This is a genomic window from Bhargavaea cecembensis, assembly GCF_001619585.1.
GTDB classification, from domain to species: Bacteria; Bacillota; Bacilli; order Bacillales_A; family Planococcaceae; genus Bhargavaea; species Bhargavaea cecembensis_A.
This window is the reverse complement of record NZ_LQNT01000009.1, coordinates 258,244-271,997: the sequence shown is the minus strand read 5'-3', so window position 1 is coordinate 271,997 and position 13,754 is coordinate 258,244. Positions and strand designations below refer to the sequence as shown.

General features: G+C 57.4%; 11 protein-coding genes. 10 read left to right on the top strand and 1 reads right to left on the bottom strand.

All coding sequences use genetic code 11. The features are described 5' to 3' along the window. Positions 1-10: 10 nt before the first annotated feature. From pyrR to pyrE, 10 genes are all read left to right on the top strand, one after another. Positions 11-553 carry a bifunctional pyr operon transcriptional regulator/uracil phosphoribosyltransferase PyrR gene (gene pyrR, locus AV656_RS04995; protein WP_063179491.1) on the top strand — a complete coding sequence of 181 codons (543 nt, stop codon included), beginning with the start codon at positions 11-13 and terminating at the stop codon, positions 551-553. Between the two features lie 32 nt (positions 554-585). Next, entirely contained in the window at positions 586-1,872 is a 1,287-nt protein-coding gene (locus tag AV656_RS04990) for a uracil-xanthine permease family protein (protein WP_063179489.1), read from the top strand. A 131-nt stretch (positions 1,873-2,003) separates the two neighbouring features. After that, entirely contained in the window at positions 2,004-2,882 is an 879-nt protein-coding gene (locus AV656_RS04985; protein ID WP_063179487.1) for an aspartate carbamoyltransferase catalytic subunit, read from the top strand. Position 2,883: 1 nt separating this feature from the next. After that, positions 2,884-4,164 carry a dihydroorotase gene (locus tag AV656_RS04980; RefSeq protein WP_063179485.1) on the top strand — a complete coding sequence of 427 codons (1,281 nt, stop codon included), beginning with the start codon at positions 2,884-2,886 and terminating at the stop codon, positions 4,162-4,164. Continuing rightward, positions 4,161-5,267: a carbamoyl phosphate synthase small subunit gene (locus AV656_RS04975; protein ID WP_063179484.1), complete on the top strand. Its 1,107-nt coding sequence runs from the start codon at positions 4,161-4,163 to the stop codon at positions 5,265-5,267. The genes AV656_RS04980 and AV656_RS04975 overlap by 4 nt, the downstream gene beginning before the upstream one ends. Beyond that, entirely contained in the window at positions 5,260-8,475 is a 3,216-nt protein-coding gene (carB, locus tag AV656_RS04970) for a carbamoyl-phosphate synthase large subunit (protein ID WP_063179482.1), read from the top strand. Before AV656_RS04975 ends, carB begins: the two co-directional genes overlap by 8 nt. Beyond that, complete coding sequence (locus tag AV656_RS04965; RefSeq protein ID WP_063179480.1) at positions 8,472-9,239, top strand: dihydroorotate dehydrogenase electron transfer subunit; 768 nt, start codon at positions 8,472-8,474, stop codon at positions 9,237-9,239. Before carB ends, AV656_RS04965 begins: the two co-directional genes overlap by 4 nt. Continuing rightward, the gene (locus AV656_RS04960) at positions 9,236-10,150 is read left to right on the top strand and encodes a dihydroorotate dehydrogenase (RefSeq protein ID WP_063179478.1); all 915 of its coding nucleotides are present in this window, start codon (positions 9,236-9,238) and stop codon (positions 10,148-10,150) included. Before AV656_RS04965 ends, AV656_RS04960 begins: the two co-directional genes overlap by 4 nt. Continuing rightward, complete coding sequence (pyrF, locus tag AV656_RS04955; protein ID WP_063179476.1) at positions 10,147-10,854, top strand: orotidine-5'-phosphate decarboxylase; 708 nt, start codon at positions 10,147-10,149, stop codon at positions 10,852-10,854. The genes AV656_RS04960 and pyrF overlap by 4 nt, the downstream gene beginning before the upstream one ends. 1 nt (position 10,855) lies before the next feature. Next, positions 10,856-11,485 carry an orotate phosphoribosyltransferase gene (gene pyrE, locus AV656_RS04950; protein WP_063179474.1) on the top strand — a complete coding sequence of 210 codons (630 nt, stop codon included), beginning with the start codon at positions 10,856-10,858 and terminating at the stop codon, positions 11,483-11,485. A 106-nt stretch (positions 11,486-11,591) separates the two neighbouring features. On the opposite strand, the gene AV656_RS04945 is transcribed toward pyrE, so the two are convergent. After that, positions 11,592-13,625 carry a multicopper oxidase family protein gene (locus tag AV656_RS04945; protein ID WP_082818681.1) on the bottom strand — a complete coding sequence of 678 codons (2,034 nt, stop codon included), beginning with the start codon at positions 13,623-13,625 and terminating at the stop codon, positions 11,592-11,594. Positions 13,626-13,754 lie beyond the last annotated feature (129 nt).

The following is a 13,754-nucleotide window of genomic DNA, read 5'->3' as shown; positions in this document are numbered from 1 at the left end:
AGGAAGCCTGATGGGAGAAACGGTGAATCTTCTGGATGACAAGGCGATCGGACGGGCCGTCACCAGGATCGCCCACGAAATTATCGAGCGGAACAAGGGAATCGACAATTGCATCCTGGTCGGCATCAAAACCCGGGGAGTCGACCTTGCCAAAAGGCTTGCAGACAAGATCGAGGCGATCGAGGGAGCGGCGATTGACATGGGGGAACTCGATATTACGCTTTACCGGGATGACATCGGCAAGAAAGAACAGATGGATGCACCGCTTGTACAGCAGATCGACATCGAACAGGACCTGACAGGCAGAAAAGTGATCCTGATTGACGATGTGCTGTACACGGGGAGGACGGTGCGCGCTGCAATGGATGCCCTGATGGACACTGGCCGTCCTGCAAGTATCCAGCTTGCAGTACTGGTCGATCGGGGCCACAGGGAACTGCCGATCCGGCCGGACTATGTTGGGAAAAACATTCCGACTTCCAAAGATGAGCGGGTCACCGTCCTACTGAAGGAGACGGACGGGACAGACAGCGTGACACTCGAAAAACGCTAACGGCAATACATTGGAGAATGGGGACATGAAGCATGGCAAACGCAGTACTCGACATCCAGGATAGGCCATCTAACGGCAAGCTGCTGACACTCAGCCTGCAGCATATGTTTGCGATGTTCGGAGCGACAATTCTTGTCCCTCAGCTGGTCGGGCTAAGCCCGGCAATCGCGCTCCTGACAAGCGGAATTGCAACAATCGTCTTTATCCTGGTGACCGGATTCAAGGTTCCGGCGTATCTTGGCTCTTCATTCGCATTCATCATCCCGATTCAGGTGGCGACCCAGGCGGGAGGCATCGGCAGCGCCATGATCGGCAGCTTGTTTGTCTCGCTGGTCTATGCCCTTGTCTCGCTCCTGATCTGGAAGACCGGGCACCGCTGGATCATGCGAATCCTGCCGCCGGTCGTCGTCGGACCGGTCATCATGGTCATCGGCCTGGCGCTCGCGCCGACCGCAGTCGGCATGGCAAGCACGATCCAGGTAGACGGGGAAAGTACATACAGCTTCCTCCATTTCTCGGCGGCGATTGTGACGCTGGCAGCTGCCGTGATCTGTATCATCTTCTTTAAAGGCCTCGTGAGCCTCATGCCGGTCCTGATCGGGATCGTCACCGGCTACCTGTACTCAGCCGTCATCGGGATCATCGATTTTTCACCTGTCAGAAAGGCAGACTGGTTTGCGCTTCCGGACTTTATCGTGCCGGGTGTGCATTATGAATTTCAGGTGACGGGCACACTGCTTGCCGTCATGGTACCGATCGCGATCGTGACGATTTCCGAGCATATCGGACATCAGCTGGTGCTGGGACGGATCACAGACAGAAACTTTATCAGGGACCCGGGCCTTCACCGCTCGCTTCTCGGTGATGGACTCGGAACGTTATTCAGCGGTCTGGTCGGCGGTCCGCCAAAGACGACCTACGGAGAAAACATCGGCGTCCTCGCACTGACAAAGGTGTTCAGCATCCATGTCATTTTCGGCGCAGCGGTACTGGCCATCCTGTTCTCGTTCCTCGGGAAGCTGATGGCACTCATCGCCACCATCCCGCAGGCGGTGCTTGGCGGCATCTCGATTCTGCTGTTCGGTATCATTGCCTCCTCCGGGCTCCGCATGCTGGTTGAGCACGGCATTGACTTCGACAAGCAGCGCAACCTGGTCATCGCTTCGGTCATCCTCGTGACGGGGATCGGCGGAGCAGCGATCGAAATCAGCGAAACGTTCAAAATTGAGGGCATGGCACTCGCCGCCATCCTCGGGGTCCTGCTCAACCTGCTCCTGCCGGGCAAGCCGGAGGGCAACGAAGCGGGCGAAATCGAATAACCGCCTTTTAACTGTATCCGGGAGATACGGAAAGGACCTTTTGCTGCAGACGGGATACGTGTACCCGCAAAAGCGCAAAGAGCCTTTCCGAAAACCGGAAAGGCTCTTTTTACATAAGGAGGACTGTCATCATGGACCACCTGTTATCGATGAAACGCCTCGGGCCGGATGGAATCATCCGCATTCTCGACAGGGCTTCTGAACTGAGGGAAGGGGCCGTGCCGCAACTCGGCCGGACGCACTATATCAGCAATCTGTTCTTCGAACCGAGCACACGCACCAAGACAAGCTTCGAAATGGCAGAGCGCAGGCTCGGACTGGAAGTGATTCCGTTTGAAGCCGGGTTCTCGAGCACGCTGAAGGGAGAGACCCTCTACGACACGGTCCGGACACTAGAAGCGATCGGCCTGGATGCGCTTGTCATCCGGCATCCTGAGGACCGCTTCTACAAGGAACTGGAAGGCCGGACATCCATGGCCATGATCAATGCGGGAGACGGATCGGGCCAGCACCCGACACAGACGCTGCTCGACTTGTTCACACTCCGTGAGGAATTCGGCACACTGGAGAACCTGAAAGTAACCATCGCCGGAGATGTTTCGCACAGCAGGGTGGCCAAATCCGGCCGGGATGCGCTTGAAATGTTCGGAGCGGACGTCCGGATCCTCTGTCCGCCCGAATGGCAGGGCGATTTTGACTCGGCGGAAGACTGGGAAGAAGTTCTGCCCGACAGCGACGCGGTGATGCTGCTCCGTGTCCAGCACGAGCGGCACAGCGGCGAAGGATCTTTTTCGGCAGGAAGCTACCACGAACGGTACGGACTGACTGCTGAGCGGGCGGCACGGATGAAAAAGGGCGCCATTATCCTGCACCCGGCACCCGTCAACAGGGGCGTGGAGATTGCAGGCGAACTCGTCGAACACAGCCGGGCAAGAATTTTCCGGCAGGTGGAGAACGGGGTCTATGTGAGGATGGCAGTACTTGAAACGATATTGAAGGGGAGAGATTGAGATGGGCACATTGATCAGAAACATCCGGATGCTGGATGATAACGGGACACTCGTGAACGCGGAAATCCTGATGGAGGACGGCCTGTTCAAAAAGGTTGGGCAGAACCTGCCTCAGGAGGGCCATGAAATCGTGGACGGAGGCGGCCGATTTGCTGCACCGGGGCTGATCGATGTGCATGTCCATCTGCGTGAACCGGGGGGCGAGCACAAAGAGACGATCCGCACGGGCACTGAAGCGGCAGCCCGCGGCGGCTTCACGACAATCTGTGCCATGCCGAACACAAGGCCAGTCCCGGACTCGGCAGAAAACATTGGAAAAGTCAACGCGCTTATCGAAGAAAACGCACGGGTCCGGGTGCTGCCTTATGCGTCGATCACCATCCGCGAAGCGGGCAAGGAACGGACGGACATGGCGGAGCTGAAGAGGAACGGCGCATTCGCCTTCACAGATGACGGTGTCGGCGTCCAGTCGGCGGGCATGATGTACGAGGCGATGCGGGATGCGGCTGAAATCGGCATGCCGGTCGTGGCACACTGCGAGGACAACACGCTCATCTACGGCGGTGCCATGCATGACGGCAAGCGAAGCAGGGAGCTAGGCATCCCGGGTATCCCGTCGATAGCCGAATCCGTCCATATCTCAAGGGATGTACTTCTGGCGGAGGCTGCCGGTGCGCACTACCATGTCTGCCACGTGAGCACAAAGGAATCAGTGAGGACGATCCGGGATGCGAAGGCGGCAGGCATCCGGGTGACGGCGGAAGTCACGCCCCACCACCTGCTCCTGACGGAAGAAGACATTCCGGGAAATGACGCGAACTGGAAGATGAACCCGCCGCTTCGTGCACAGGAAGATCTGGAGGCGCTCCATGAGGGACTGCTCGACGGCACGATCGATGTGATCGCCACGGACCACGCCCCGCATACCGCGGAAGAAAAAGCGGGCGGAATGGAAAAGGCTCCATTCGGCATCACGGGACTTGAGACGGCTTTCCCGCTGCTCTACACGAACTTCGTCGAGACGGGCAGGTGGACGCTCAAGCAGCTGACGGACTGGCTGACCGAGAAGCCGGCGGATGTGTTCGGCCTCGGATACGGCCGCATCGGGGAAGGGCTGCCTGCAGATTTGGTCCTGATCGACTTGGAAACGGAAAAAACAATTGAACCTGAAACATTCGCATCAAAAGGAAAGAACACCCCGTTCGGAGGCCGCTCATGCAAAGGCTGGCCGGTCATGACGATCTTCGGCGGCGACATCGTTTGGCAGGAGGGACAACAATGACAAAAAAGCGATATCTGATTCTTGAAGACGGTACGGTATTTGAGGGAGAGGCGTTCGGTGCAGACCGCGGCATGGTCGGCGAGGTCGTCTTCACGACCAGCATGAGCGGTTACCAGGAAGCACTGACGAACCCGTCCAACACAGGTGTGATTCTCGTCATGACCTATCCGCTCATCGGCAACTACGGGGTGAACCGGGATGATTCAGAGTCGGTAGATCTTAATCTCGGTGCTCTCGCAGTCCGGGCAATTGAGGATCAGCCGTCGAATTTCCGCTGTGACGAAACGCTTTCCTCCTTCATGGAAAAACGCAGCATTCCCGGCATCTCTGAAATCGACACCCGTAAACTTACCCGAATCATCCGGAGCAAAGGCACGATGAAAGGAATGCTCACCGAAGCCGGAAAGGACGTCAACCTGGACACGGCGCTTCAGGTGCTTGCGGCATCAGAAATGGCACCGGGCCTCGTCGAAGCTGTATCAACCAAGCGTCCCTACCCGAGTCCGGGCCGCGGCAAGCGGGTGGCTGTCGTGGACTACGGCATGAAGCACGGCATCCTGCGCGAGCTGAATAACCGCGGCTGCGATGTCCTCGTCGTTCCATATGACACTTCCGCCGAAGATGTGCTCGCCTGGCATCCGGACGGCATCCTGCTCTCGAACGGGCCGGGCAACCCCGAGGATGTCGCAGAAGCGCCTGCCTTTATCAGGGAAGTGCTCGGAAAAGTTCCGATCTTCGGCATCAATCTCGGCCACGAGCTGCTGGCCATCAGCTGCGGGGCAAAAACATTCAAGATGGGCTTCGGCCACCATGGCGGCAACCATCCCGTGAAGGACCTGCAAACGGGCCGCACGGAAATCACTTCCCAGAACCACCAGTATGCAGTGGACCTGGATTCGCTCGAAGGTACGGGGCTGACCGTCACCCATGTCGCCCTAAATGATGGCACGGTCGAGGGGCTGGCGCATGAGACACATGCGGCATTCTCCGTCCAGTTCGATCCTGAAGCTTCTCCGGGACCGGAGGATTCGAATCACCTGTTTGACCGGTTTATCGACACCATGGAGCGCCACAACGGAAAGGAGATCATCGCCAATGCCTAAACGCACAGATATCGAAACGATCCTCGTCATCGGTTCCGGCCCGATTGTCATCGGCCAGGCCGCAGAGTTTGATTATGCAGGAACACAGGCCTGCCTCTCGCTGAAAGAGGAAGGGTACCGCGTCATCCTCATCAACTCCAACCCTGCAACGATCATGACCGACACGGAGATCGCGGACAAGGTATATATCGAACCGATTTCCCTTGAGTTTGTCTCCCGGATCATCCGCAAGGAGCGTCCGGATGCCATTCTTCCGACTCTCGGCGGCCAGACAGGACTTAATATGGCGATTGATCTCGATAAGTCGGGAATTCTTGATGAGCTCGGCATCGAAGTGCTCGGCACGAAGCTGGACGCCATCAACAAGGCCGAGGACCGCGAGCTGTTCAGGTCCCTCATGAACGAACTGGATGTGCCGGTGCCGGAAAGCGAGATCATCCATAACCTGGAGGAAGCAAAGGCGTTCGTCTCGGTGGTCGGCTATCCGGTCATCGTGCGCCCGGCATTTACGCTTGGCGGTACTGGCGGCGGCATCTGCCATGACGACAAGGAACTCGAGGAGATTGTCGCGAGCGGTCTGAAGTACAGCCCGGTGACACAGTGCCTTCTTGAAAAGTCAATCGCCGGCTTTAAAGAAATCGAATTCGAGGTCATGCGTGACTCGGCGGACAATGCGATCGTCGTCTGCAGCATGGAAAACTTCGACCCGGTCGGCATCCATACTGGCGATTCGATCGTCGTGGCACCGGTCCAGACGCTTTCCGACCGCGAAGTACAGATGCTCCGGAACGTGTCTCTCAACATCATCCGAGCGCTTGGGATTGAGGGGGGCTGCAACGTCCAGCTGGCGCTTGATCCGGACAGCTTCAACTTCTATGCAATCGAAGTCAACCCGCGTGTCAGCCGTTCGTCCGCCCTTGCCTCGAAGGCTACGGGCTATCCGATTGCAAAGCTCGCATCGAAAATCGCGGTCGGCCTGACACTCGATGAGATGATGAACCCGGTGACCGGCCAGACCTATGCCTGCTTCGAACCGACGATCGACTACATCGTCGCGAAAATCCCGCGCTGGCCGTTCGATAAGTTTGAAAGTGCAAAGCGCAACCTCGGAACGCAGATGAAGGCGACAGGGGAAGTCATGTCTATCGGCCGCACGTTCGAGGAAGCGATCCTGAAAGCCGTCCGTTCCCTTGAGACGGGCCTTTACCACCTGAACCTGAAACATGGTGAGGACCTATCGATGGAATGGATCGAAAAGCGCATCCGCCGTGCGGGCGATGAGCGCCTGTTCTTCATCGGCGAGGCGCTGCGCCGCGGTGTTACGGTAGAAGAGATCCACGAATGGAGCAAGATCGACTTCTTCTTCCTGAATAAGCTGGAGAAGATCGTTGCCTACGAAAACATCCTCAGGGAAAACCCGTTTGACCGCACAGTCGCCCGCAAAGCGAAACGCATGGGCTTCGCCGACCGCACCATCGCCGAACTCTGGGGGACGAAGGAGCGGGACGTGTACGAGTGGCGTACTGAACAGGGACTCGTGCCGGTCTACAAGATGGTCGATACATGTGCCGGAGAGTTCGAATCCGAGACGCCTTATTTCTACGGCACCTATGAAGAGGAAAATGAGTCGCTCAAATCAGGCAAGGAAAGCGTACTCGTGCTCGGTTCAGGTCCGATCCGGATCGGCCAGGGCGTCGAGTTTGACTATGCGACGGTACACTCGGTCTGGGCCATCCAGGAAGCAGGCTATGAGGCTATCATTGTCAACAACAACCCGGAGACGGTATCGACCGATTTCTCCATTTCCGACAAGCTCTACTTCGAGCCGCTCACGATCGAGGACGTCATGGCGATCATCGACCTCGAGCAGCCTAAAGGCGTCATCGTCCAGTTCGGCGGCCAGACGGCGATCAACCTGGCGGATGCCCTCGAGGCCCGCGGAGTGAAGATTCTCGGCACGACTCTGGAAGACCTCGACCGCGCGGAAAGCCGCGACAAGTTCGAAGAGACACTACGCGGACTCGGCATCCCGCAGCCGCTCGGCAAGACGGCGGTTTCTACGCCTGAAGCGGTGGAAATCGCCCGCGGCATCGGCTACCCCGTACTTGTCCGCCCGTCGTATGTCCTCGGGGGACGCGCGATGGAAATCGTCTACAACGAGCAGGAACTGACGCACTACATGGAGCATGCCGTCGAGGCGAGCCCGGAGCATCCGGTCTTGATCGACCGATATCTGACGGGCAAGGAGATCGAAGTCGATGCCATCTGTGACGGCAAAAATGTCCTGATCCCGGGCATCATGGAGCACGTCGAGCGTGCGGGCGTCCACTCCGGAGACTCGATTGCGGTCTATCCACCTCAGAGCCTCACTGAAAAGCAGGTCGCCACACTGGCGGATTACACGGAGCGGCTTGCCCGCGGCCTCAACATCGTCGGCCTCATGAACATCCAGTACGTCATCGCTGACGGAGAGGTGTATGTGATCGAGGTTAACCCGCGCTCCAGCCGGACGGTACCGTTCCTCAGCAAAATTACCGGTATCCCGATGGCGAATATCGCGACGAAGGCGATTCTCGGGGAATCGATCACCGCCCAGGGCTACCAGACAGGACTGCTGGAGCAAGTCAGCGGCGTTTACGTGAAAGTACCGGTGTTCAGCTTCGCCAAGCTGGCACGCGTGGATATCACACTCGGACCTGAGATGAAATCGACGGGAGAGGTCATGGGCAAGGACGATACATTCGAAAAAGCGCTCTATAAAGGATTTATCGCTTCCGGAATGGAAATCCGCGACCATGGAACGGTCCTCTTCACGGTCTCCGACAAGGACAAGGAAGAAGCTGTAGGCATCGCTGCCCGGTTCGCGGATATCGGCTATCAGTTGCTCGCGACGGAAGGCACAGCAGATACATTCCGCGAAGCGGGTCTGCCTGTCAGGACGGTCGGTAAGATCGGCGGGGAAGGCAAGACGCTGATCGACGTCATCCAGACCGGCGAAGCCCAATTCATCATCAACACGCTCACCAAAGGTAAGCAGCCTGAACGTGACGGATTCCGCATCCGACGCGAATCCGTCGAAAACGGCATTCCGTGCATGACATCGATGGATACGGCGAAGGCTGTGCTCCGAGTCATTGAATCGATGACCTTCTCTGCGGAGGCGATGCTCCCGCGTGAAGCGGTGAAAGCACGGGAGGTCCATGCATGATCCGAAATGAACGAATGAAGGTGACGGGACAGAGAGAGATTGCCCGGAACATTTATGAACTCGTCCTGGAAGGGGAACTGGCCGATGAGGTCAGGGAACCCGGCAGGTTTGTCCATCTGAGGGCCGGGGAAACGGTGGACCCGCTTCTCCGGCGGCCCATCAGCATTGCCGACTGCGGCGATGGCAGGATAACGCTCATTTACCGTGCTGAGGGCCATGGAACCCGACTGATTTCGGAAAAGGAGCGCCACGGGACGGCCGATGTTCTCGGTCCGCTCGGGAACGGGTTTCCCGTCGAGGCGGCTGTTCCCGGGACGAAGGCGCTGCTTGTCGGCGGGGGGATCGGTGTGCCGCCTCTGTACGGTCTGTCAAAGCGACTGAAGGAAGCAGGGGTCGAGCCGGTCCACGTACTCGGCTTCCAGTCGGAAGATGTGGTGTTTTACGAAGAGGAATTCAGCCGTCTCGGCGAAACCCATATCGCGACGGTTGACGGCTCGCATGGGACGAAGGGATTCGTCACCGATGTCATGGCCTCGCTCAGCCATGAATTCAGCGTGTATTACAGCTGCGGACCGCTCCCAATGCTGAAAGCTGTTGCAGACGGGATGTCGGGGACGGAAGGCTATCTGAGTTTTGAGGAACGGATGGGCTGCGGGATCGGCGCATGCTTTGCATGTGTCTGCCGCACGGATTCAAACGACCGCGGTTATGTGAAGGTCTGTTCGGACGGTCCGGTATTTAAGGCGGGGGTGGTGACGATATGAACCGGCTACAGGTGGAACTGCCCGGACTTACACTGAAAAACCCGATCATGCCGGCAAGCGGCTGTTTCGGATTCGGCAAGGAATATGCACAGCTGTATGACTTGTCAAAGCTTGGAGCCATCATGGTGAAAGCGACCACCCTTGAACCGAGGTTCGGAAACCCGACACCCCGCGTCGCGGAAACGCCCGCGGGAATGCTGAATGCAATCGGCCTCCAGAATCCGGGGCTCGAAAAAGTGGTCTCGGAGGAACTTCCTTGGCTGGAGCAGTACGATGTCCCGATCATCGCGAACGTCGCCGGCTCGGAGACGGAAGATTATGTCGCGGTTGCCGAGCGAATCTCCAAAGCTCCCAATGTCCATGCGCTTGAACTGAACATCTCATGTCCGAACGTCAAATGCGGCGGCATCACATTCGGCACGGATCCCGAGATTGCCGGGGAACTCACCAGGGCTGTAAAGGCGGTCTCGTCAGTACCCGTTTATGTCAAGCTCTCCCCGAACGTAACCGATGTCACCGAGATTGCCCGTGCAGTTGAAGCGGGGGGCGCGGACGGGCTGACACTCATCAACACGCTTGTCGGCATGAGGTTCGATCCGCGGACAGGCCGGCCGGTTATCGCGAATGGGACGGGAGGCCTTTCAGGCCCGGCCGTGAAACCGGTCGCGCTGCGCATGGTCTACGAAGTCACCCGGAGTGTCTCGATTCCGGTAATCGGGATGGGCGGCGTGTCCGATGTGGATGATGTGATCAACTTCATGTCGGCCGGTGCCAGTGCGGTCGCAGTCGGGACAGCGAATTTCGTCGACCATTTTGCCTGCCCGAACCTGATCGACGCACTACCGGGCCGCCTCGACGAATTGGGTATCGGAAACATCACGGAACTCATCGGAAGGAGCCACAGATTATGAACCGTTCGCCGATCATTGCGCTGGACTTTCCGGCACCGGATGACGCACTGGGATTCTTGGACAAGATGCCGTCCGGCCTGTGGGTGAAAGTCGGCATGGAACTGTATCTCCAGAACGGCCCGGATATCGTGGGCAGGGTGAAGGACAGGGGGCATCAGGTATTCCTCGATCTCAAGCTGCATGATATCCCGAACACCGTCGGACGGGCGATGGAAGGGCTCGCCCGTGTCGGCGCAGACATGGTGAATGTCCACGCAGCCGGAGGAAGAGAGATGATGGAGCGGGCACTTGACGGCCTGGAAGCCGGAACGCCTTCCGGCCGGAAACGCCCGGTACTGATTGCGGTGACCCAACTGACTTCCACGGGGGAAGAACAGATGAATCTTGAACAGGGAATTACCGGTTCGCTGATGGATTCCGTGGTCCGCTATGCCCGGCTTGCCGATGAGGCCGGACTGGACGGTGTCGTCTGTTCGGTACATGAAGCCTCGGCCATCCGGGATGCCTGCGGAGAAGAGTTTCTGAAAGTGACCCCGGGCATTCGCCTGGCGGAAGGCGACACGCACGACCAGAAACGGATCGCCACACCGGCTGATGCTGCGCGGGCGGGCTCGACGCATATCGTTGTCGGGCGTGCCATTACCCAGGCAGCCGACCCGGCCGCTGCATATGAAACCGTGAAACGGCAATGGGAGGAAGATTGACATGTCACTGAAACGAGAAATTGCGGAAGCGCTCCTTTCAATCGGAGCCGTTCGCTTCAGCCCGGAAGAGCCGTTTACATGGGCATCCGGCATCAAGTCGCCGATCTATTGCGATAACCGCCTGACCATGTCTCATCCAGACGTTCGGAAACGAATCGCACAGGGACTGGCAGACCTGATCCGGGCAGAGTATCCGGAAGCGGAAGTGATCGCAGGTACAGCCACCGCTGGCATCCCTCATGCCGCCTGGGTGAGCGACCTGATGGACAAGCCGATGATCTATATCCGGTCCAAGCCTAAAGGACATGGCCGCGGCAATCAGATCGAAGGGGATCTGAAGGAAGGGAGCCGTACTGTGATCATTGAGGACCTGATCTCCACGGGCGGCAGCAGCCTGACCGCAGCCGAAGCAGCAAAGGAAGCGGGCGCAGATGTCCTGGGGGTAGTTTCGATCTTTACATATGGCCTCGAAAAGGCGGAAAAGAATTTCGGAGAGGCCGGGCTTCCAAACCGCAGCCTCACCGACTTTGATACGCTCGCAAAGGCGGCTGCAGACTCGGGTGCCATTGCGGAATCATCGCTGCCGGGCCTGATCGAATGGCACGGGAAATTAAGAAAAGGTGAACTATAAAAACAGCTGACCGGTCCTGCACAAGGACCGGTCTTTTTTTGCGTAAAAAGGAGCCGAAGGAAGGCATCGCTGCACTCCGCTTCGGCTTCAAAATAAGATCATTCTGTTAGTTGCTTTTCTTTCTCTTCCTGGCGTAACGGCACTTCGGGCAGTTACATGGCTTGAGTTTGTAAGTTGTGCCCGTTCCGTTCTTTGCACGGTCAGGGGAATTTTGAGTTTCTATTGCTTCGTCACCCTGAATTGCCATAGTGGATTTCCAGTCGGTGCCTCCAACAGCCGTACCGGCATCGGAAACATCGTCACCTTCAACAGTGGTGTTGACACCGGAGTCATCTGCGCCTTCGGCAGCGGTACCTTCAGCAGAGTCATCGTTGCCTCCAGCAGCCGTACCGGCATTCGAATCCTCGTTGCCTTCGGCATCCGTATTGGCGGTGGTGTCATCGGTGCCCTCAGTCACTTCGTCTACTGTCTCCTCGGCTGTCTCATCCGTGACCGGGGGTCCCTCGGGAGTGACAGTGTCAGTTGGCGGATCAGCCGGAGCAGGGTCATCCGTATGGGCGTCATCGGCGTGCGGCAGCTGGACCGGATGGGCGTCTTCGATGATTGTAATCGGACGCATCATGTCATGGTCTTCATGCTCCAGGAAGTGGCAGTGCCAGATATAGTTGCCCGTGAAGTCCTTCCAGTGCATGGCAATCGATGTAACCTTACCAACATCAGCCTTTACAACATCTTTCCAGCCGCGCTCATATTCCCGAGGGGGCTCCGCAGGACCGGTGAATACGATTTCTCCCGTCTCTGTGAAGACATCCACGTCGAACGGGCGCCGCTCAAGGATTTTAAACTGGATCAGGTGGAGGTGGATCGGGTGCTGGATCGGTGTCGTATTGATGAAGTTCCAGATTTCGATGCTGTCAATCGACGGCTTTTCCGAGGCCGGATCATGATACATATGACCATTCAGCATGAGCATCGGGCGGCCGTATTCGTCTGTCGTCGCTGTAAGCGGCAGGTTTCGGACGATATGCGCATGTTCGGTGTGCAGTCCCATATCCGGATAGAGGGTTTCCGGAATCTGGCTGTCGTCTTCACCGTCAAGCGGCAGGCAGACGGAGAACTGCATGACGACGCTCGTATGCTCATTGAGCGGAAACTCCGGATCATTATTCAGAAGAGTGATGGTCTGTCCCTGCATCGTCGAGAAGTCGATGATGATATCTGTCCTCTCTGCAGGCAGCAGATCAAAGGACGTCAGTTCTGCTGGCGCCTCTAGAAGGCCCCCGTCGGTTCCGATCTGATGGAAGGTGCCCCCGTTCGATAAACTCAGGGAGTAGCCGCGGCGGTTGGAAGCATTCAGAATCCGGAACCTGTATTTTCTCGGCTCAACGTTCAGGTAAGGCCAGAGCTTTCCGTTGACCGCAATGGTATCTCCAAGCACACCCGGTGTGATTGAAGGGTGGACCGTTACAGGGAACGGCGGTGTGTCCGGATAGAAGAGCGATCCGTCCTCATTGAACGAACGGTCCTGGATCATCATCGGGATTTCATACTTGCCTGAAGGAAGCCTCAGTCGCTCTTCCAGCGCATCACGGAGCAGATAGAAACCCGCAAGACCGGAGTAGACGTTCAGGCGCGTGAGAGACATCGCGTGGTCATGATACCAGAGCGTGGCACCGGGCTGATGGTTGGTATAGGCATGCACCTGCCGCTTGAACGTCGGACCGGTCATTTCATAATTTTTCGTGTACCATGCTTCGGGGTGGCCGTCACTTTCCCAGTCCACTTTCGCTCCGTGCAGGTGAACGACTGTCCGGACATCGGCCGTGTCGATGCTGGAGTGAAGGGTACGGTCGAGCGGAAGGAAATGTTCTTCCGGAAGGTTATTCAAGTATTTTACATAGGTGGTTTTGTCTTTTCTTGCCTCGATCGTCGGGCCCGGAATGAGCCCGTCATATCCCCAGATTTTTGTCTCGGGGAAATTCTGGTGATAGCGGTGCAGCCCCTCTTTCATTTCCAGCTCGTGATAGGAGCCGTCGGGATAATCGTCGTGATGAACCGGCATCGCGACAGAGGGTTTCGGCAATGGATCCATGAACTTTGGAATGCTGTTCGGATCTGAAGGATTGACGCATTTGCCCATCGTATTGTGAACTTCCTTTCTGCTTTTATTATTTGCATGGACCGGCAGAATCCGGCATGCTATCTCATCGTATGTATGCAGAAAGTCCCAATCATGGACAATCATCCGGGGAAGGGAGAATAATAAAAA